Annotated in this window: 17 protein-coding genes; 13 read left to right on the top strand and 4 right to left on the bottom strand. The window is 70.3% G+C overall.

Annotated elements, in window-relative coordinates:
• Positions 1 to 139: 139 nt before the first annotated feature.
• The gene (locus JMF97_RS13520; protein ID WP_203221864.1) at positions 140 to 1,468 is read right to left on the bottom strand and encodes a glycosyltransferase; all 1,329 of its coding nucleotides are present in this window, start codon (positions 1,466 to 1,468) and stop codon (positions 140 to 142) included.
• An 80-nt stretch (positions 1,469 to 1,548) separates the two neighbouring features.
• Between JMF97_RS13520 and JMF97_RS13515 the strand changes: the two genes are divergently transcribed.
• The 8 genes from JMF97_RS13515 (at position 1,549) to JMF97_RS13480 (ending at position 11,188) form a co-directional block, all read left to right on the top strand.
• Positions 1,549 to 2,409, top strand: coding sequence for an Fpg/Nei family DNA glycosylase (locus tag JMF97_RS13515; RefSeq protein WP_013736506.1), 861 nt, complete (start codon positions 1,549 to 1,551; stop codon positions 2,407 to 2,409).
• Positions 2,410 to 2,674: 265 nt separating this feature from the next.
• Positions 2,675 to 4,246 carry a sugar transferase gene (locus tag JMF97_RS13510; RefSeq protein ID WP_203221995.1) on the top strand — a complete coding sequence of 524 codons (1,572 nt, stop codon included), beginning with the start codon at positions 2,675 to 2,677 and terminating at the stop codon, positions 4,244 to 4,246.
• Between the two features lie 45 nt (positions 4,247 to 4,291).
• Positions 4,292 to 5,518, top strand: a complete 1,227-nt coding sequence (locus tag JMF97_RS13505) for a sensor histidine kinase (protein WP_013736508.1) — start codon at positions 4,292 to 4,294, stop codon at positions 5,516 to 5,518.
• On the top strand, positions 5,515 to 6,288 hold the full coding sequence (locus tag JMF97_RS13500) for a LytR/AlgR family response regulator transcription factor (protein WP_203221863.1): 774 nt from the start codon (positions 5,515 to 5,517) through the stop codon (positions 6,286 to 6,288). Before JMF97_RS13505 ends, JMF97_RS13500 begins: the two co-directional genes overlap by 4 nt.
• Positions 6,289 to 6,603: 315 nt before the next feature.
• A complete protein-coding gene (locus tag JMF97_RS13495; RefSeq protein WP_238359395.1) occupies positions 6,604 to 7,017 on the top strand; it encodes a hypothetical protein in 414 nt (137 codons plus the stop codon).
• Position 7,018: 1 nt separating this feature from the next.
• The gene (locus JMF97_RS13490; protein ID WP_013736511.1) at positions 7,019 to 8,659 is read left to right on the top strand and encodes a sodium/solute symporter; all 1,641 of its coding nucleotides are present in this window, start codon (positions 7,019 to 7,021) and stop codon (positions 8,657 to 8,659) included.
• 88 nt (positions 8,660 to 8,747) lie between these two features.
• On the top strand, positions 8,748 to 9,512 hold the full coding sequence (locus JMF97_RS13485) for an ABC transporter ATP-binding protein (protein ID WP_203221862.1): 765 nt from the start codon (positions 8,748 to 8,750) through the stop codon (positions 9,510 to 9,512).
• Positions 9,497 to 11,188 (top strand): ABC transporter permease, encoded by a 1,692-nt coding sequence (locus JMF97_RS13480; RefSeq protein WP_203221861.1) that lies wholly within the window; start codon positions 9,497 to 9,499, stop codon positions 11,186 to 11,188. The genes JMF97_RS13485 and JMF97_RS13480 overlap by 16 nt, the downstream gene beginning before the upstream one ends.
• A gap of 94 nt (positions 11,189 to 11,282) precedes the next feature.
• On the opposite strand, the gene JMF97_RS13475 is transcribed toward JMF97_RS13480, so the two are convergent.
• The 3 genes from JMF97_RS13475 to JMF97_RS13465 all read right to left on the bottom strand — a co-directional run bounded on the left by JMF97_RS13475 (position 11,283) and on the right by JMF97_RS13465 (position 13,835).
• On the bottom strand, positions 11,283 to 12,215 hold the full coding sequence (locus JMF97_RS13475; RefSeq protein WP_203221860.1) for a type IV toxin-antitoxin system AbiEi family antitoxin: 933 nt from the start codon (positions 12,213 to 12,215) through the stop codon (positions 11,283 to 11,285).
• Positions 12,216 to 12,846: 631 nt separating this feature from the next.
• On the bottom strand, positions 12,847 to 13,053 hold the full coding sequence (locus JMF97_RS13470) for a DUF397 domain-containing protein (protein ID WP_203221859.1): 207 nt from the start codon (positions 13,051 to 13,053) through the stop codon (positions 12,847 to 12,849).
• Complete coding sequence (locus JMF97_RS13465; RefSeq protein ID WP_203221858.1) at positions 13,050 to 13,835, bottom strand: helix-turn-helix domain-containing protein; 786 nt, start codon at positions 13,833 to 13,835, stop codon at positions 13,050 to 13,052. Before JMF97_RS13465 ends, JMF97_RS13470 begins: the two co-directional genes overlap by 4 nt.
• Positions 13,836 to 14,183: 348 nt before the next feature.
• Here JMF97_RS13465 and JMF97_RS13460 point away from each other — a divergent pair, with 348 nt between their 5' ends.
• From JMF97_RS13460 to JMF97_RS13440, 5 genes are all read left to right on the top strand, one after another.
• Positions 14,184 to 14,879 carry a flavin reductase family protein gene (locus JMF97_RS13460; protein WP_203221993.1) on the top strand — a complete coding sequence of 232 codons (696 nt, stop codon included), beginning with the start codon at positions 14,184 to 14,186 and terminating at the stop codon, positions 14,877 to 14,879.
• 248 nt (positions 14,880 to 15,127) lie between these two features.
• The gene (locus JMF97_RS13455; RefSeq protein WP_203221857.1) at positions 15,128 to 15,481 is read left to right on the top strand and encodes a DUF485 domain-containing protein; all 354 of its coding nucleotides are present in this window, start codon (positions 15,128 to 15,130) and stop codon (positions 15,479 to 15,481) included.
• On the top strand, positions 15,478 to 17,154 hold the full coding sequence (locus JMF97_RS13450; RefSeq protein WP_307816898.1) for a monocarboxylic acid transporter: 1,677 nt from the start codon (positions 15,478 to 15,480) through the stop codon (positions 17,152 to 17,154). The genes JMF97_RS13455 and JMF97_RS13450 overlap by 4 nt, the downstream gene beginning before the upstream one ends.
• A 74-nt stretch (positions 17,155 to 17,228) precedes the next feature.
• Complete coding sequence (locus JMF97_RS13445) at positions 17,229 to 18,203, top strand: NAD-dependent epimerase/dehydratase family protein (protein WP_203221856.1); 975 nt, start codon at positions 17,229 to 17,231, stop codon at positions 18,201 to 18,203.
• A gap of 67 nt (positions 18,204 to 18,270) precedes the next feature.
• Positions 18,271 to 19,497 carry an LCP family protein gene (locus JMF97_RS13440; protein WP_203221855.1) on the top strand — a complete coding sequence of 409 codons (1,227 nt, stop codon included), beginning with the start codon at positions 18,271 to 18,273 and terminating at the stop codon, positions 19,495 to 19,497.
• Positions 19,498 to 19,621: the final 124 nt, after the last annotated feature.

Here is a 19,621-nt window from a genome sequence, read left to right as displayed (position 1 = left end):
CCCCTGTTGATCAGGAGATCAGCGGCAGACGCGGCCGCTGCGGTGCGTGAGGTGGCCTAGCGGGGTGATCGACACTGTTACGCCGTAGTGGCGGTATCCCACCTGTCCGGATACCGCTACTACGGCGTAACGAAGTCGATCAACGCGCGAGCCCCGCGTACACGGCCAGGAGTTGCTCGGTGACCACGTCGGGGTGGAAGACGCGCTCGTAGCGGGACCGGGCGGGGGCGGCGAGTGCGGCGGCGCCGGCGGCGGCCAGCGGCAGCGCGGCGGCGAGCGCCGCCGGCTCCGGCGGCACCACCCAACCGGCCTCACCGGCCAGGACCCCGGCCGGCAGCGCGGACGCCACCCCGGAGGCACTGCCCAGACCGGCCATGCCACCGACACCACCCGGCCCGCCTGAAGCAGCCGGTCCGCCGGGGCTGGCCGGGGCAGGGGCCGAGGCGATCACCGCCGGGCCGGTGCCGGCGGGCTCGCGCGGGGTGTCCGCACCGACCAGGTACGGGATGCCACCCAGCGCCGTGCCGAGGACCGGACGGCCGCTGGCCAACGCCTCGATGATCACCGTGGGCAGCACGTCGTGCCAGGTGGAGGTGGCCAACACCACGGCGCTCGCCGCCAGTGCCGAGCGGACCCCGGCCCGGTCCAGCGGGCCGAGGAAGGTCACGTCGGCGCGTTCGGCCGCCGCCGCCTCGACCAGCGGACGCAACTCACCGTCACCGGCCACCCGCAGCGGCCCGAGCGCACCGTCGGGGTGCCGACGCCAGGCCTCCAGCAGCAGGCCGAGCCCCTTCTCCGGGGAGAGTCGGCCGAGGAAGAGGAAGCCCTGACCGAGCGGGGCCGGGGTGTCCGGATCGGGAATGCCGTTCGGCTTCACCACGATCCGGGAGTCCGGGATGCCGTAGTCGCGCAGATGGTCGGCGACCGCGCTGGTCAGCGCGATGAACCGGTCCACCGACTTCCAGGTGCCCCGGTGCACGGCCAGGGTGGTGGCCATCAGCGCGCTCTGCGCCCGCGACCCCCGGTAGCAGCGGTGCACCACCGCCGGCACCCCCAGCGCCCGCCCCCGGCAGTCCTGGCAGATCACCCCGTCGCGGAAGTACAGCCCCGAGGAGCAGACCTGGCGGTAGTTGTGCACCGTCTGCACCACCGGCACGCCGTGCTTGTGCGCGGTCCGCACCACCCAGGGCGAGAGCAGCGGGTACGGGTTGTGCAGGTGCAGCACGTCCGGCCGGTGCTCGGTGAGCAGCCGGGACAGGTCGGCCTGCGCCTTCGGCGCGTACATCGGGGAGATCGGCAGCAGGGCCTTCGCCGTCTTCGGCATCGACGGGATCTCGTCGGAGCTGCGCAGGAAGGGCAGCACCTCCACACCGGCGGCGGTGAGCTGGGCGATCTCCGCGTCGACGATGGTGTTCTCACCGGAGGGCTGAGCTTCCCGGTACCGGTTGTGCGCCACCACGATTTTCACGGGATTCGTCTTTCGTTCACGACTGCGGGACTCGCAAGCTCATTCCTCGCGCTCACGGGAAAGAAGGCTACCGTTGGACGATGCCCGAACTACCGGAGGTGGAGGCGCTCGCGGGTTACCTGCGACAGCGCGCGGTGGGCCGCCGCGTCGAGCGGTTGGAGGCCGTCGCGATCAGCGCCCTGAAGACGTACGATCCGGCGCTGACCGCGGTCACCGGCCGGTCGGTGACCGACGCCCGCCGGCACGGCAAGTTCCTCGACGTCGTCTTCGACGGTGACCTGCACCTGGTGGTGCACCTGGCCCGGGCCGGTTGGCTGCACTACCGGGAGGCGTTCGCCTCGACCGTCCCGCTCCGGCCGGGCAAGGGCCCGATCGCGCTGCGGGCCCGCCTGGACGACGGTTCCGGTTTCGACCTGACCGAGGCCGGTACGCAGAAGAAGCTCGCCGTGTACCTGGTGACCGATCCGCAGGCGGTGCCCGGAGTAGCCAAGCTCGGCCCGGACGCGCTCTCGGCCGACCTGGCCGCCTTCGCCGGGGCGTTGCGGAGCCGCCGGGGACAGCTCAAGGGGGTGCTCACCGACCAGGCGGTGCTGGCCGGGGTGGGCAACGCGTACTCGGACGAGATCCTGCACGCGGCGAAGCTGTCACCGTTCGCCCTGACCGACCGGCTCACCGACGACCAGATGGCGACGCTGCACGCGGCCACCCGGCGGGTGCTCGGCGACGCGGTCACCCGCTCGCTGGGGCAGCGGGCCGCGGAACTGAAGGGTGAGAAGCGCTCCGGGCTGAAGGTGCACGCCCGTACGGGGCTGCCCTGCCCGGTCTGCGGCGACACCGTACGCGAGGTCTCCTTCGCCGATTCGAGCCTCCAGTACTGCCCGACCTGTCAGACCGGCGGCAAACCCCTTGCTGACCGAAGGCTGTCCAGACTTGTACGGTGAGTAACGACACGCTTGACTACGGAGCGGAATCGGACGCGGGGTGCGCAACCACGGTCCGGCACTCTTCCCGGGCCGCCATCCATCGGTATAGTGGCTCGGTCCCCGGCTTCCGGATGGCGTGGAGCCGGCCAGATCCCAGGCGAACACGAGTCCGTCACGCAATGTCTCTCGGGTCGGCGTCGAGGCGGAATCCGCGTGGGAAACTGGAACGGTGGGCGACTCGGGCCCTTACGGCGAGTAAGCGGTGCGGGTCATGCGGGAGGACATGGGTGAGGTGACGACAAGCCTCCAGCGCCCGGTAACCAACGAAGGCCGGAGCAGACTCGTGCGGCACGTCGACAGCTTCGAGATCCAGCCGCCGAACCCGCCGTCGCACAACGGCGTACCCCGCTCGGCGTGGGCGCGGGCTCGACGACGTGTCTCCCGCTGGCATCGGCCGTACACCGCGATTCTGCTGCTGCTCGACTTCGCGGCGGCGGCGTTCGCCAGCTTCACCGCGATCCGCACCTTCGACCAGGCCACCGCCGGTTTCCACGAGGCCCAGAACGACCCGACCTGGTTCCACACGGTGGCCTTCCTGCTGCTGCCGCTGGGCTGGCTGACCATTCTGTGGTTCAGCGGGGCCTATGACCGGCGCTGTCTCGGTCTCGGGCCGGACGAGTTCAAGCGGGTGATCCGGGCCGGCGTGGCGGTCTGCGCGGCCGTGTCGTTCCTCGCCTTCGCCACCAAGACCGACCTGTCCCGGTTCACCGTCGGCACCGCCCTGCTGCTGGCCCTGCTGTTGATCCTGCTGGGCCGGATCCTGACCCGCTTCGTGCTGCACGTGATGCGCCGCAACACCCAGCAGGCGGCCCACCGGATGGTGCTGGTCGGCACCCTGCCGGAGTGCCTGGAGGTCTACACCGCGGTCACCCGTAACCCCGCCGCCGGGCTCGTCCCGGTCGCCATCCACATCACCGACGGTTACGCTGCGGCCAAGGGAGTGCAGACCCCCGTCCCGGTGTACGCCGGCCGTGACGTGCTGGCCCTGGTGCGGGAGGTCGGCGGCGACACGATCGCGGTCTGCGGCTCGGCCAGCGCCGAGCCGGGCGAGCTGCGCCGGTTGGCCTGGCAGCTGGAGGGCTCCGGCGTCGACCTGGTGGTGGCACCGCAGCTGACCGACATCGCCGGCCCCCGGGTGCACATCCGCCCGATCGAGGGCCTGCCGCTGCTGCACGTCGAGGAGCCCACCCTGTCCGGGCCGGCGTTGCTGGCCAAGAACATGATGGACCGGGTCGCCGCCGGCCTGGGTCTGCTGGCGTTGATCCCGGTCTTCCTCGTCATCGCCATCGCCATCCGGATCTCCGATCCCGGTCCGGTCTTCTTCCGCCAGCCCCGGGTGGGGCACGAGGGGCGCACCTTCCGGGTGTGGAAGTTCCGCACCATGTACGTCGACGCGGAGGACCGGCTGGCCAGCCTGGTCGACCAGAACGAGACCGATGGCATGCTGTTCAAGATGAAGCAGGATCCCCGGGTCTTCCCGGTGGGCCGCTTCCTGCGCGCCTCGTCGCTTGACGAACTGCCGCAGCTGATCAACGTGCTGATGGGCGAGATGTCCCTGGTCGGGCCGCGTCCGCTGCCCGCCGACGACGGCGACTTCCTCGGCGACGTACGCCGCCGGCTGCTGGTCCGCCCCGGGATGACCGGGCTGTGGCAGGTGTCCGGCCGCTCCGACCTGTCCTGGGACGAGGCCGTCCGACTGGACCTCTACTACGTCGACAACTGGTCGCTGGCGTACGACCTGAGCATCCTGTGGCGCACGGTGGGTGTGGTGCTGGCGCGCAAGGGCGCGTACTGAATCAGCTCTTTCCCTCCAGCCACCGCAACCAGCAGGATCATCGACGTGGGTGGCAACCTCTCGGCCGGCATCGGAGTCCTGTCGCTGGTCGTCGTGCTGACCGGGGCACTGGTCGCGGTCGCTCGGCTGCGTGGTCGGCGGGGCATCGCCACGGCCAGCCAACGGGCCACCTACGAGGTGCTGCACACCACCGGGTTGGCCGCCGAGCCGCTGCGGGCCGGGCTGAGCCCGGCGGGGGCGGCGAAGGCGGCCCGGCACCTGCGTGGCCTGGTCGGCGCGGCGGGGTTGGCGTTGACCGACACCGAGGAGGTGCTCGCCCTCGACGGGCGTGGTGCGCACCACACCGACCAACTGCGCGCGGCGGCCCAGCGAGTGGTGGCCACCGAGCGGTCGACCGTGCTGGGCGAGGCCGAGTTGTTCTGCGACCGCATCGACTGTGCGGTCCGGGGTGCGGTGGTGGCGCCGATGGCCGGCGCGGAGGGCCGGGTGGCCGGTGCCATGATCGCGGTCACCGACGGCGTGCCCGGTCCGGGCCTGGTGCAGGCGACCATGGAGACCGCCCGCTGGGCGGGCAGCCAACTCGCCCTGGCCGAGCTGGACTCCTCCCGGGAACGGCTGGCCCGCGCCGAGGTCCGCGCACTGCGGGCGCAGATCAGCCCGCACTTCATCTACAACGCGCTGACCGCGATCGGCTCGTTCGTCCGTACCGATCCGGAGCGGGCCCGGGAGCTGATCCTGGAGTTCGCCGAGTTCACCCGCTACTCGTTCCGGGCCCACGGTGAGTTCACCACGTTGGCCGAGGAGCTTCGGTCGATCGACCGCTACCTGACCATCGAGCGGGCCCGCTTCGGCGACCGACTTCAGGTGCGGCTGCAGATCGCCCCGGAGGTGCTGCCGGTGACCCTGCCCTTCCTCTGCCTGCAACCGTTGGTGGAGAACGCCGTCCGGCACGGGTTGTCGCGCAAGCCCGGCACGGGCATGGTGAGCATCGAGGCGCGGGACGCGGGCGCCGAATGTCACATCACGGTGGAGGACGACGGAGTGGGGATGGATCCGGGCACACTGACCGCCGGAATCGCCGAGCTGGCCGGGGCCACCGGTGATCCGGGGGACGACCCGGGCCAGCACGTCGGCCTCTCGAACGTCGACGAACGACTCCGCTCGGTGTTCGGCAGCGACTTCGGCCTGGTGGTGGAGACGGGCGTGGGGTCGGGCACGAAGGTGAGCATGCGGGTGCCGAAGTTCCACCCCGGCGTACGGGCGCGTTCGTGACCGGCAACGGCGGTACGCCCGGCTTCCTGCGGGTGCTGGCGGTGGACGACGAACCCCCGGCCCTGGACGAGTTGGCGTACCACCTGCGTACCGACCCCCGGGTGGCGCGGCTGCACACGGCCGGCGACGCCACCGAGGCGCTGCGGGTGCTCCGCGACGACGAGGTCGACGTGATCTTCCTGGACATCCGGATGCCCGGCCTGGACGGGATGGAGCTGGCCCGGGTGTTGCGTCAGTTCGCCCGGCCACCGGCGATCGTCTTCGTCACCGCGTACGACGACGGCGCCGCGGACGCCTTCGACCTGGGCGCCACCGACTACGTCCGCAAGCCGGTACGCGCGGAGCGGCTCGCCGAGGCGCTGCGTCGGGTCGTCGGGTCACGGGTGCTGCCGTCGCATCCGGCGGCCCTGGCCCGCGCCGAGGAGGACCCGACGATCCCCGTCGAGCTGGCCGGCTCCACCCGGATGCTGCCCCGCTCCGCCGTGCGCTGGGTGGAGGCGCAGGGCGACTACGCCCGGCTGCACACCACCGAAGGTTCGCACCTGGTACGGGTGTCCCTGGCGACGCTCGCCGACCGGTGGGCCGACGCCGGTTTCGTCCGGATCCACCGGTCCTACCTGGTGCAGTTGCGGCTGATCGCCGAGCTTCGACTTGTCAATTCCGGCTACGTGGTCGTGGTCGACGACGCCGAGCTGCCGGTCAGCCGACGACACACCCGCGAGTTGAAGGACAAGCTGGTCCGAGCCGCAAAACAGGAATGGAACCGCTAACCCCACCCCCCACCCTGGTTGATCATGAGGTTAACGGCGAAGTCGATCTCCCTGACCGCCGCTAACCTCATGATCAACGGGCTGGGGGCATCGGCTTCGTCCGCCGGGTTTTCCACAGGGCTGGAGCGTTGTCCACAGGTTGTCCACAGCGCTCTTGACAATCCTGGCGAGCGGACGAGACTGCCGTGAATGGCCGCCGAGGATCCAGTGCCGGCATCCTGCCGACCCGAGCAGCACCGGGCGGCAGCCGGGCAGCGCGTGCCCGAGCAGCAGGCAGCCGGGCCGTGGGCAGCCGGGCAACGGACCGAGCAGCACCTGGCCGCCGCCGAGCAGGGTGTGCCTGACCAGCGGGAATCCCCACCGTCGAGACGTACCCGGGTGGTGTTGGCCGAGGTCTCCGGCCGACGACAGCGGGCCGGCGGTGCCCGTACCGAGTTGACCCAGCAGACCCGGGTCGGCGAGACGCTGATCCGCGGCCTGGTACGCGCCCAGCTCGCGCTGGCCCTGCAACTGTCGGCGGTGGTCCTGGTCGGGCTGGGTGGACTGCCCTGGCTGTTCGCCATCGCCCCCTCGGTGGGCCGGATGACAGTGCTCGGTGTCAACCTGCCCTGGCTGCTGCTCGCCGTGCTCTCCTTCCCGTTCCTGGTCGCGGTCGGCTGGACGTACGTGCGGCTGGCCGAACGCAACGAGCAGGACTTCACCGACCTGGTCCAGCGGCCGGAGCGTTGAGGTGACAAACGACCTCGTCGTACCGGCGATCGTGGCGGTCACCCTGGCCACCCTCGGGATCGGCTTCTACGGGCTGCGGCTGGCCCGCACCACCTCCGACTTCCTAGTCGCCTCGCGGGTGGTCAGCCCGACCTGGAACGCCGCCGCGATCGGCGGCGAGTACCTGTCGGCGGCCAGCTTCCTCGGTGTCGCCGGGCTGATCCTCAAGTACGGCGTGGACGTGCTCTGGTATCCGGTCGGCTTCGCGGCCGGCTACCTGGCCCTGCTGCTCTTCGTCGCCGCACCGCTGCGCCGCTCCGGCGCCTTCACCCTGCCCGACTTCTGCGAACTGCGGCTGGGCTCCCGCCGGCTGCGCACCCTGGCCACCGTGTTCGTGATCTTCATCGGCTGGCTCTACCTGGTGCCGCAGTTGCAGGGGGCCGGGCTGACGCTGGCCACCCTGGCCGGTTCCCCGTACCCGGTGGGTGCCCTGGTGGTGGCGGTGGTGGTGACCGCCAACGTGGCGCTGGGCGGGATGCGGGCGGTCACCTTCGTGCAGGCGTTCCAGTACTGGCTGAAGTTGACCGCGCTCGCCGTACCCGCGATTTTTCTGGCGCTTCAGTGGCAGGCCGACGGGCGGCCGGCGGTGACCCCGCCCGACGGGCCGACCTTCCGGACCGCGACCACCGTGGTGGTCGAACATCGTGCCGTCCTGACCCTGCCGGACGGGCAGAGCCGCCAGGTGAACCCCGGCGACGAGTTGACCTTCGCGGCCGGCGAGCCGGTGCCCGAGGTGTCCGGGGTCGCCACCAGCGCGACCGACTGGTTGCTGCCCAGCACCGCCGGCTCGGACGACCGGGGACTGTTCGCCACGTACTCCCTCATCCTGGCCACCTTCCTGGGCACGATGGGGCTGCCGCACGTGCTGGTCCGCTTCTACACCAACCCGGACGGCACCGCGGCCCGCCGCACCACGCTGGTGGTGCTGGCCCTGGTCGGGGTCTTCTATCTGCTGCCCACGATCTACGGCGTGCTGGGCCGGATATACACCCCACAACTGCTGGTCAGCGGCCAGACCGACGCGGTGGTGGTGCTGCTGCCCGAGGCGGCGCTCGGTGCCGGGACCACCGGTCGACTACTGGCCGCCCTGGTCGCCGCCGGGGCGTTCGCGGCCTTCCTGTCCACCTCGTCCGGGCTGCTCACCAGCGTCGCCGGGGTGATCTCCACGGATGTGCTGGGCCGTGGCTCGGTGCGCGGCTTCCGGCTCGCCACGGTGATCGCCGGTGGGGTGCCACTGATCCTCGCGCTGAACGTCTCCGGACTGGACGTCTCACAGGTGGTCGGACTGGCCTTCGCTGTCGCCGCGTCCAGCTTCTGCCCGCTGCTGGTGCTCGGCATCTGGTGGCGCGGGCTCACCGACGCGGGCGCGGCCGCCGGAATCCTGGTCGGCGGCGGCGCGGCGGTGTCGGCGGTGCTGATCACCGTGCTCGGGCCGCCGCTGAGCGGCTGGCCCGCCACCCTCACCGCGCAGCCGGCCGCCTGGACGGTGCCGCTGGCCTTCACGGTGATGGTCGCGGTCTCGCTGGCCACCCGTGGCCGTACCCCCGCCGACACCGGCCGCACCATGCTCCGCCTGCACGCCCCCGACAGCCTCCGGCTGTGAGCGGGCACCCGCGCTCCGACTGTGGGCTGAGTCAAGCTCATCCTGGCGACTGTGGGAGCGCTGGCCAGCACCGGCTACGGTCTGTCACATGACTGGCGAGTACCCTGCGTTGGCGCTACGTGGCCTGGCCAAACGATTCGACAGCAAGGTCGCCGTGGCCGGGGTGAACCTCGACGTACCGGCGGGCTCGTTCTACGGGCTGCTCGGCCCCAACGGCGCGGGCAAGACCACCACCCTGTCGATGGCCGTCGGGCTGCTGCGACCGGACGCCGGCAGCGCATGGGTGCTCGGGCGCGACGTGTGGGCCGACCCGGTCGAGGCGAAACGGTTGTTCGGGGTGATGCCCGACGGCGTACGGCTCTTCGACCGGCTCAGCGGCGCCGAGCTGCTGGCGTACCACGGACTGCTGCGGGGCATGGACCCGGCGGTCGTCGACCAGCGCGCGGCGGAGCTGATCGACGTGCTCGCCCTCTCCGATGCCGGTCGCACCCTGGTGGTGGACTACTCGGCCGGCATGAAGAAGAAGATCGGCCTCGCCTGCGCCCTGCTGCACGGACCCCGACTGCTGGTGCTGGACGAGCCCTTCGAGGCGGTCGACCCGGTCTCGGCGGCGCTGATCCGCGACATCCTCCAGCGGTACGTCACCGGCGGCGGGACGGTGATCTTCTCCAGTCACGTCATGGAGGTCGTGCAGCGCCTCTGCACGCACGTGGCGATCCTCGCCGAGGGCACCATCAAGCGGGTGGGCACCCTGGAGGAGGTACGCGGGGAGCGCTCGCTGGAGGAGGTCTTCGTCGAGGTGGTCGGCGGGCGTACGGCAACCGGCGAGGAGTTGTCGTGGCTGTCCCGGTGACCGAACCGGCCAGCCGCGTACGCCCGGTCAAGGCGCGGCACTTCGTCCGGCTCAAGCTGCGGGTGATCGGCAACAACTTCCGGGGCCAGGCCTGGCGGGCCGTGCTGTTCGTGATCGGCTCGCTGGTCGGGCTCTGGCTCGCGGCCACCGCCTTCTTCGGCCTGGCGGCACCCGGCCTCGCCGGAGAGGACCAGTACGCGCTGCTGGTCGCCGCGTTCGCCGGTGGCCTGACGGTGCTCGGCTGGCTGCTCCTGCCCCTGGTCTTCTTCGGCGTCGACGAGACACTCGACCCGGCCCGCTTCGCGCTGCTGCCGCTGACCCGCCGGACCCTGGTCACCGGGCTGTTCGCCGCGGCGCTGGTGAGCGTGCCCACGATCGCCGTACTGGTGGCGCTCTCCGGCCTGGTGGTCACCGCCGGGGCGTTCGGTGGCTGGCCCGCTGCTGCGGTGGCCATGATCGGGGTGATCTCCGGGCTGCTGCTCTGCGTCGCCGCCGCACGGGCGATGACCAGCGCCTTCGCCAGCATGCTCCGGTCCCGCCGGGTACGCGACCTGGCGGCGGTCCTGCTCGCGGTGGCCGCCGCGCTGCTCGGTCCGTTGCAGCTGGCCGGTCTCGCCGCGATCCGGGACACCGACTGGGATCGGCTCACCGGTGTGGCGACCGTGATCGGCTGGACACCGTTCGGCGCACCCTGGACCGCCGGCATCGACGTGGCGCAGGGCCGGGCCTGGGCGGCACCGCTGAAACTCCTGATCACCGTCGTGACGATCGTCGCGCTGCTGGCCTGGTGGTCGCGCTCGTTGGAGTCGGCGATGATCGGTACGGCCAGCACCGGGCCGACCAAGGGCAAGCCGGAGGTCAGCGGCGGCGCGGTGGCCCAACTGTTCCCACGGGCGGCCGGCTGGCTGCACCGGGACCGCTTCGGCGCGCTGGTCGCCCGGGAGGCCCGCTACTGGTGGCGGGACGCCCGACGGCGAGCGAACCTGATCACCATCGCGGTGGTCGGCCTCTTCGTGCCGGTCATGGTCAACGTGGGTGGGCAGGGCTTCAGCATCGACAGCGAGCAGGGCTTCAGCCTCGCCTCCGACACCTCACCGCTGCTGGTCAGCCTCTCCATGCTCTTCGTCGGGCTGCTGGCCGCGATGACCCTGGCCAACCAGTTCGGTTTCGACGGCAGCGCGTACGCGGCCAACGTGATCGCCGGCGTGCCCGGCCGCCTGGAGTTGCGTGCCCGGATGGTCGCCTTCTCGCTCTACGTGCTGCCCATGCTGGTCCTCGTATCCGTGGTGATGGCGTTGATCCTCGGCGAGCCGACCTGGATAGGCTTCATGGCCGGCACCCTGATCGCCACCTTCGGCGCCGGGCTGGCGGTCAACTCGTTCGTCTCCGTACTCGCCGCGTACTCGCTGCCCGAGACGAGCAACCCGTTCGCGATGAACAGCGGCGCCGGGGTGACCAAGAGCCTGCTGGCCCTGGTAGCCATGGTCGCCACCGCCGCGACCGGCCTCCCCACGGTGATCGCCGCCGCGCTGCTCGGCGACGCCTGGCTCTGGTTGGGTCTGCCCCTGGGCATCCTCTACGGCGTCGGTGTGGCACTGCTCGGCTCCTACCTGGCCGGTGACGCCCTCGACCGTCGCCAGCCCGAACTGCTGACCGCCGTCACCCCGCGCCGCTGACGATCCGCGGCCGGTCACGGCTCGCGGCTCGGCGGCCGGTCACGGCTCGGCGTCGCTGGTCACGGCTCGGCGTTCGCCGGTCTCGGGTCGGCGGTCATGGGGCGGGCTGCTCGGGGATGCGGGGTGCACCGGTGCGGTGGCCGCGGGAGCGCAGGGTGGCCCGCACCTCGGCGACGAAGCCGTCGAAGTCCTCGCGGAGACGCTTCGCAGTCAGGTGCAGGACGATCCAGTCACCGCCGACCACTCGGTTGAGCCGTCGGCGATCCGCGTCGAACTGCGCCGGGTCGTCGTGCCAGAGGCCGTCGTACTCGACCGCCACCCGATAGTCCGGCCAAGCAAGATCGAGACGGGCAAGGAAATCACCCTGGGCCGACACCACCCATTGGGTACGCGGACGCGGCAGCCCGGCCAACACGAGCCGAACCCGAGCGCGGGACTCCTGCGGCGACTCGGCGCCGCCATCCGCCAGGTCGACCGCGCGCAGCATCGCCCGCCAGCCACGACGACCCGCCCGAGCGAGAGCGTACCCACGCAGTGTCGACACGTCGGTGAGTTGGCGTGCCAGCAGAGCGTCGATGACCACCACCGCCTCCACCAGGTCGAGCCAACTCGCCACATCCCAACAGGTGCGCACGGGCGAGGTGACCGGGATGCCCGCCCGATCGACAACATCGCCCGCGTCGACAGGCCCGCGATGGACGCGCAGCCCAGCGGCAGGACCAGCGGGTGTGCCACGCGGGACGAGGACGTCGACCGTGTCATCGAACGTGGTGTGGGCGCACCCGTAGAGCACGGCAGCGGATCGACCGGCGATCGCGGCACCGGCGGGGATCAGCAATCGGCCTGCGGCGGCGCACCGGGTGCGGTGGGTGACGGGCAACTGGGCGTCGGCGTACACGTCGCGGAAGAGCGGCCGCCAGGCGGAGCTACGAAGCTCGTTGCGGGTGAGCAGGCCACGCGAGATCGCGCGCGAACCACGGAAGATGCGCCCCCGCAACTGCGGCGGCCGACGAGGCGATCGGGACATACCCAGACGGTGACAGCCCAGACACCCCGCGCGCTGCCCCTGTGGATAACCCCCCGACTGCCGCCTTCCCCCAGCATGATCACGCTCGCCGTCGAGCGCCCTCCCACCCAGTGGGGCACCCTTCGCACAAGATCACGCTCGATCTGGCAACACGCGGGCCCTCACAGGCCCGCAGAGGCATGCCCTCGATGCAAGATCACACTCGATGCGGTACAGGTGCACTCGCGGGCCCCGCAGGAGATCACCTCCAGCAAGTCACACTCGATGCGGGAACAGGTGCCCTCGCAGGCCCCCGCAGGGGATTACCTCCAGCAAGGTCACGCTCGATGTGGGAACAAGTGCCCTCGCAGGCCTCACAGGGAATGACCTCCAGCAAGATCGCGCTCGATGTGGGAACAAGTGCCCTTATAGGCCCTGTAGAGGGGTTATCTAGAACAAGATCACGCTCGATCTATGATCGAGTGGTTCGTGTTGGCAAACAGACCACTCGATCCCATATCGAGCGTGATCTTGTCGGATCGGGCCTTGCTACGACCACGTTCACCCCCGCTGGGCCGCTGAACGGCACCCGCGCACGGCGAGTTGGCGTGTTCGGCCCTGTTCCGGCCTCTTGTACGCGCTCGGGTGAAGGTCAGCGCCAGGCGGAGGGTGCTGCTTCGCGAGCCAAAGCGAGGAATGATTGCCAGGCGGCTGGGGTGAAGGTCAGCGCTGGGCCGGGGCGGTCCTTGCTGTCGCGCACCAGCACCATTCCCGGAAGGTTGTCCGCCACCTCGACGCAGTTGCCACCGGTGTCGCCGGAACGGGTTGCCGTGCGCCAGCGGGGTTCGGCAGCAGTCATGACGTCACCTTCAGCTTTCGGAGCAGGTCAAGCGAGGCGTTTGTGGACAGTGCTTCGCCGAGCAGGCTATCCCACTTCCGGTCGATCAGACGGATCATCTCCGGGTCGTTCACGACGTGCCCCCGAGCGGCGTTCTCCAGGTAAATCGCCTGCTCACCGTCGGGCAGATCGGCTAGCACAAAGCCGCCGGTGAGCCCGACATGCTCGCCGACGCTGAGCGGCACGATGTGTAGGCGGACGTGTGGCCGCTCCGCTTCGGCCAACAGTTGGCCGAGTTGCGCATCGAGTACTGCTGGACTGCCCACCGGCCGGCGCACCGCGGTCTCGTCGACCAGGAACACGCACTGGGGTGGGTCGTCCCGTTGCAGGAGTTGTTGGCGTTCCATTCGGACGGCCACCAACTCGTCGACCATGGGTGGCTGGTGGAGTCCGCCGGCAGAGATCACGGCTCGGGCGTACGCCTCGGTTTGCAGCAGTCCGGGCACCAGGCAGGGTTCGAAGGCGCGCAACCGGGTGGCTTCCTGCTCGTAGCCCCGCCATGCGGCGAACCAGGAGGGGCCGCGCTCCCGGTCGGCCTCCTTGAGCAGTTCGGCGAGGAGGCCGCCGGTGTGCAGGGCCTCGTCGGAGGCGACCGCGAACTCCATCGTCGGTCGGCGGCGGCCGGTTTCGATGGCGGCGATCAGCGACGGGCTCCATTTGATCAGGGCGGCGAGTCCTTCCTGGGATACCCCGGCGGCGGCGCGAGCGGCTTTCAACGCTCTGATCCACATTTCGAAGTTCATGCTCACCCATTCGGTAAGTACGCGAACGCGCTGGGTAGTAACCGCTGGCATCCTCCCCTGGGCTCAGCTCGGAGTCCAGGGTGGAGACACGCGGCCCGACCGGTGGAGGCGACGATCCCGGCGGTCGGTCCTGCGACGGGCCGCCTCGGTCATTCCCCCGACCGGGGCGGCCCCCGAAGCGAAGGAGGCACCGGTGCTGTTTCCACGACCCGGCAGCGGCGACGTGACCGGGCTCCGGGTGGCCGCGACGTGACCCGGCTGGTGGCGCACCTGCCGATGCGGCCGCTCTGGCGGTGTCGGGCCTGTGGGGCACCCTGGCCCTGCCAGCCGGCCCGGCTGCGGATGTTGATCGAGTATCGCGAGGACCGGACCGCGCTATTGGTGTACCTCGGCACGCTCATGCTCCAGGCCGGTGACCAGCTTGCTCAGCTTGGTGGGCCGCGACACCGGGCGGAGCTCTATCAGCGGTTCGTCGGCTGGGCGCGGGCACGCGGGCAGGCAGGGCGGGTCACAATGTTTCACGTGAATCCAGAGCCGGGCGCCCAGATCCACCACAGCGATCCGTTCGCCGTACCGGCCGACCAGCGCTCGCCCGTACGCCGGTTTCGGGGTCGGCTCGCCGCGCCGGTGACGCTGTGGACGGCGCCGGGGCCGGCGGGTTTGACGGTTTCCTCGACGTTGGTGGCCGACGGTGATCCCGGGCGGTTGCTCGGCCTGATCGACGCGGAGTCGGATCTCTGGGCGGCGGTCGAGGAGGCGGGTCGGTTCGCCGTGGCACCGTTGAGCCCGGGGCATCGACAGCTCGCCGACCGATTCGCCGGGCTGTTCCCGTCCCCTGGCGGCCTGTTCGCCATCGACAGCTGGGCCGAGACGCCGTACGGGCCGGTGCCTGCCGACGGCGGCGGTTGGGCCGGATGCCGGCTCGACGACGCGCGGGAGTACGGCTGGAGCCTGCTGGTCGAGGCGACAATCGAGCGGGTGGAGCTGACGGACGGCGGCGGGCCGCTGCTGCACCATCGCGGCCGCTACCACGAGCTGGGCTGATCCCGCCGAGCCACAACCGTCCCACCCGAGCCACAACCGTCCCACCCGAGCCACCACCAGCCCGCTGGCACAACCACCTGCCCCGCTGCCGTGCGGTTACCGGTCAGCGGTGTGATCCAGGTCATTGAGCGCAGCAGCGCGGCCGTTCGGCGCAGCCGTCGACCGGCACCGGTATTGCCTCTTCTCCGGCGGGGAGCGCGCTTTCTACCGTGCGCGAAACTCCTGACGTCTGTGAAGGTGGTGATCAAATGTCCACGGACACCCCTGCTACCGCGCCGACCGACTCGGAACCGGAGCGGTACCTCGCGGTCCAACGGTCCGACGAGTTCGCCGGGTTGCGTCGCGCGCTGCGCGGCTTCGTCTTCCCGATGACCATCGCGTTCTTCCTGTGGTACGCGCTCTACGTGATCCTCTCCGCGTACGCGCGAGACTTCATGAGCACCCGACTGTTCGGCAGCAACATCAATGTTGCGCTGGTCTTCGGCCTGCTCCAGTTCGTCTCCACCTTCCTCATCGCCTGGCTCTACTCCCGGTACGCCGACCGGAAGATCGACCCGGTGGCCGACAAGATCCGCGGCGAGCTCACCGGAGGTGAGTCGTGAACTCAATCGTCCTCGCGGCCGAGGCGGGCAACACCACCGCCCGCAACCTGACCATCGTGCTGTTCCTGGCCTTCGTGGCGGCGACCCTGGCCATCACGATCTGGGCCAGCCGGCAGACCAAGACCGCCACCGACTTCTACGCGGGCGGCCGGTCGTTCTCCGGCTTCCAGAACGGCATGGCGATCGGCGGCGACTACATGTCCGCCGCGTCCTTCCTCGGCATCGCCGGCATCATCGCGCTCTACGGCTACGACGGCTTCCTCTACTCCATCGGTTTCCTGGTGGCCTGGCTGGTGGCGCTGCTGCTGGTCGCGGAGCTGCTGCGGAACTCCGGGCGGTACACGATGGCCGACGTGCTGGCGTTCCGGATGCGCCAGCGTCCGGTGCGTACGGCGGCGGCGGTCTCCACCATCACCGTCTCGATCTTCTACCTGCTGGCGCAGATGGTCGGCGCGGGTGCCCTGGTGGCACTGTTGCTCGGCATCCGGCCGGGCACCACCTTCCTGGGCATGGACGCGGACACCGCCAAGGTGGCGACCATCATCATGGTCGGCGCCCTCATGATCATCTACGTCACCGTGGGTGGCATGAAGGGCACCACCTACGTCCAGATCGTCAAGGCGTTCCTGCTCATGGGTGGCGCGCTGTTGATGACCCTGCTGGTGCTGGCGAAGTACAAGTTCAACCTCTCCTCGCTGCTCGGTGACGCGGCCGCGAGTTCCGGCCAGGGCACCGCATTCCTGGAACCGGGTCTGCGGTACGGCGTCGAGGTCGCCGGCAACGCGACACAGACCTTCTACAACAAGGTCGACCTGCTCTCCCTCGGTATCGCGCTGGTGCTCGGCACCGCCGGCCTGCCGCACATCCTGATCCGCTTCTACACCGTCCCGACGGCGAAGGCGGCCCGCAAGAGTGTGCTCTGGGCGATCGGCATCATCGGCTCGTTCTACCTGCTCACCCTGGCGCTCGGCTTCGGCGCGGCGGCGTTGGTCGGCGGCGACGCCATCCGGGAGCAGGACCGGGCCGGCAACACGGCCGCACCACAGTTGGCCGAGGCCCTGGGCATCGACTTCTTCGGCGGCGAACTGGGCGGTGCGGCACTGCTGGCGATCATCGCAGCGGTCGCCTTCGCCACCATCCTGGCGGTGGTCGCGGGTCTGACCCTGGCCTCCTCGTCGAGCCTGGCGCACGACTTCTACGCCAACGTCGTCAAGCGGGGCTCCGCGTCGGAACGGCAGGAGGTGAACGTCGCCCGGATCTCCGCCCTGGTGATCGGCGCGGTCTCCATCGCCCTGTCGATCTACGCGCAGAACCTGAACGTGGCGTTCCTGGTGGCGCTGGCCTTCGCGGTGGCCGCCTCGGGCAACCTGCCGGCGATCCTCTACAGCCTGTTCTGGAAGCGGTTCAACACCTCCGGCGCGGTCTGGGCGATCTACGGCGGTCTGCTCGCGGCCGTGGTGCTGGTGTTCTTCTCGCCGGTGGTCTCCGGTGCGCCGACGGCGATGTTCCCGGACCACGACTGGCAGTGGTTCCCGCTGTCCAACCCGGGCATCCTGTCCATCCCGTTCGGCTTCCTCTGCGGCTGGATCGGCACGGTGATCTCCAAGGAGAGCGACGAGGAGAAGTACGCCGAACTGGAGGTGCGTGCCCTCACCGGTGCCGGCGCGCACTGACCCACACCTGTTAACAGGGGCCCCCTGTAGTACGCGAGGCGTTAACAGGGGGCCCCTCCTTTAGGCTGATCGGCATGAAGGTTGAGCAGCGTTTCGGTCCCGGTCACCGGGTCCTGGTCACCGGCGGCGCCGGCTTCGTTCCCTCGCACCTGGTGGATGCGTTGATCGCCCGCGGTTGCACGGTGGTCGCGGTGGACAACTTCGTCACCGGCTCGAAGGAGAACGTCGCCCACCTGCTCGACACGCCGACCTTCACACTGGTCGAGGCGGACATATCCGACGGGCTGCCGGATCATCCCGCGCTGGCGGAACGCTTCGACGCGATCCTGCACATGGCCTCACCGGCCAGCCCGACCGACTTCGAGAAGCTGCCGGTGGAGATCCTGCGGGTGGGCTCGGTGGCCACCCTGCACCTGCTGGACCGCGCGGTCGCCGACGGCGCCCGGTTCCTGCTGGCCTCCACCTCCGAGGCGTACGGCGACCCGAAGGAACACCCGCAGCGGGAGACGTACTGGGGCAACGTCAACCCGATCGGCATCCGCAGCGTGTACGACGAGGCGAAGCGCTTCTCCGAGGCCGCGACGATGGCGTACCGACGCAGTCGGGGTCTGGACACCGCCATCGTGCGCATCTTCAACACCTACGGCCCCCGGATGCGGCCGGACGACGGACGGGCCATCCCGACCTTCATCTCGCAGGCGCTGCGCGGTGAGCCGATCACCGTGCACGGCACCGGCAACCAGACCCGCTCGATCTGCTACGTGGCGGATCTGGTCCGGGGCATCCTGCTGTTGCTCGACTCCACCGAGAGCGGGCCGGTGAACTGCGGCACCGAGCACGAGATGAGCATGCGGGAACTGGCCGAGACGATCGTGTCACTCTGCGGCAGCAGCTCTGAGGTGACGTACGTCACCCGCAGCGCCGACGATCCGGAGATGCGCCGGCCCGATCTCAGCCTGGCCCGCGAGGTGCTCGGCTACGAGCCGACGGTGACGCCGGAGATCGGCCTGCGACGCACCATCGACCATTTCCGGGAGCGGCTGGCCTAGCCAGTCCGACACGGCGCGGGGGTTCGACGCAGGGCGACAGTGGCCGGGGCTGCGTACCCTGAGTTACATGTCAGCGACCAGCCCCGATGCCCCCCGGCTCCCTCACCTGCACCGCAGCGCCGGGCGCGCGGCGGTGCCGGGCCCCGGTCGCGGCGGGCGTGCCGCCCGACCGGCCGACACCGCCCAGTGGCAGCCCGGCTACGACGAGGAGCCGGTACGGTCCGGCGGGCCGGGCGGCCCGCGTGGGCCGCTGGGGCCGGGAGGCCCGGGCAGTGGTCCGCCCCGGAGGCGGGGACCGCACTGGCGGCGCATCGCCCTGGTGGCCGGCGTCGTCGTGCTCGCGCTGGCGTTGATCGGTGGCGGTGGGGCCTGGTTCTACGCCCGCAGCCTGGACAAGAACCTGGCCCGGACCGACCCCTTCTCGGAGATCACCGGCGGTCGGCCGGCGAAGTCGGTGGACGGCGCGCTGAACATCCTCATGGTCGGCACCGACTCGCGGGATCCGGACGCGCCGATGGATCGGCCGGGTGAGTGGCGGGCCGACACGATCATCGTCATGCACATCCCCGCCGACCACCAGAAGGCGTACCTGGTCTCCATCCCCCGTGACCTGTACGTGCCGATCCCGGAGAGCGCCGGCGCGGACTGCGGCTCCGGCCAGCGCCGCAAGATCAACGCTGCCTTCGCCTTCGGCGGGCTGCCGCTGGCGGTACGCACGGTCGAGTGCTTCACCGACGTGCACATCGATCACGTGATGGCGGTCGACTTCGGTGGCTTCAAGCAGGTCACCGATGCCCTCGGTGGAGTGGATCTGGAGGTGGAGCGGACGATCACCTCGATCCACAAGCCGTACCGGAAGTTCACCAAGGGCACCAACCACATGAACGGGACCGAGGCGCTGGACTGGATCCGTCAGCGCAAGCAGTTCCCCGACGGCGACTTCGCCCGGATGCGCCACCAGCAGGAGTTCCTGCGTGCCCTGATGGACAAGGCGGCCAGCTCGGGCACGCTGACCAACCCGAAGAAGCTGAACGCCTTCCTCCGGTCGGTGACCGACGCGGTCACGGTCGATCACGGCTTCTCGCTCACCGACATGGCGGTGCAGTTCCGCAACCTGCGGGGCGAGAACCTCACCTTCGTCACCAGCCCGCACCTGGGCAGCCAGACCATCAACGGCGAGTCGGTGGTGGTCTCCGACCGGGAGAAGGCCCTGGCCATGTACCGCGCGATGTCCGCCGACACGATGGCCGAGTGGATGTCGGCCAACAAGCCATCGACCAGCGGCAACGGCTGACGCAGCCAGCTGAACCCTTCCTGTGAGCCAACGGCTGATCGGATGATTGATTCTGACCGTTCGGTCATTTCGCCAGGATGACGCGGCGGAGAACAGTAACTGGCCGTCATGAGAACTCGCTTCG

The organism is Micromonospora fiedleri, from assembly GCF_016774385.1.
In the GTDB taxonomy this organism is placed as follows: domain Bacteria; phylum Actinomycetota; class Actinomycetes; order Mycobacteriales; family Micromonosporaceae; genus Micromonospora; species Micromonospora gifhornensis.
This window is presented reverse-complemented; position numbering and strand designations above follow the sequence as displayed.

Bases quoted from the DNA above. Each gene is read 5' to 3' on its own strand.
- JMF97_RS13515 (WP_013736506.1), top strand. From the start codon at position 1,549: ATGCCCGAACTACCGGAGGTGGAGGCGCTCGCGGGTTACCTGCGACAG.
- JMF97_RS13465 (WP_203221858.1), bottom strand. From the start codon at position 13,835: ATGAACTTCGAAATGTGGATCAGAGCGTTGAAAGCCGCTCGCGCCGCC.
- JMF97_RS13445 (WP_203221856.1), top strand. From the start codon at position 17,229: ATGAAGGTTGAGCAGCGTTTCGGTCCCGGTCACCGGGTCCTGGTCACC.
- JMF97_RS13475 (WP_203221860.1), bottom strand. From the start codon at position 12,215: ATGTCCCGATCGCCTCGTCGGCCGCCGCAGTTGCGGGGGCGCATCTTC.
- JMF97_RS13455 (WP_203221857.1), top strand. From the start codon at position 15,128: ATGTCCACGGACACCCCTGCTACCGCGCCGACCGACTCGGAACCGGAG.
- JMF97_RS13485 (WP_203221862.1), top strand. From the start codon at position 8,748: ATGACTGGCGAGTACCCTGCGTTGGCGCTACGTGGCCTGGCCAAACGA.
- JMF97_RS13470 (WP_203221859.1), bottom strand. From the start codon at position 13,053: ATGACTGCTGCCGAACCCCGCTGGCGCACGGCAACCCGTTCCGGCGAC.
- JMF97_RS13440 (WP_203221855.1), top strand. From the start codon at position 18,271: ATGTCAGCGACCAGCCCCGATGCCCCCCGGCTCCCTCACCTGCACCGC.
- JMF97_RS13510 (WP_203221995.1), top strand. From the start codon at position 2,675: ATGGGTGAGGTGACGACAAGCCTCCAGCGCCCGGTAACCAACGAAGGC.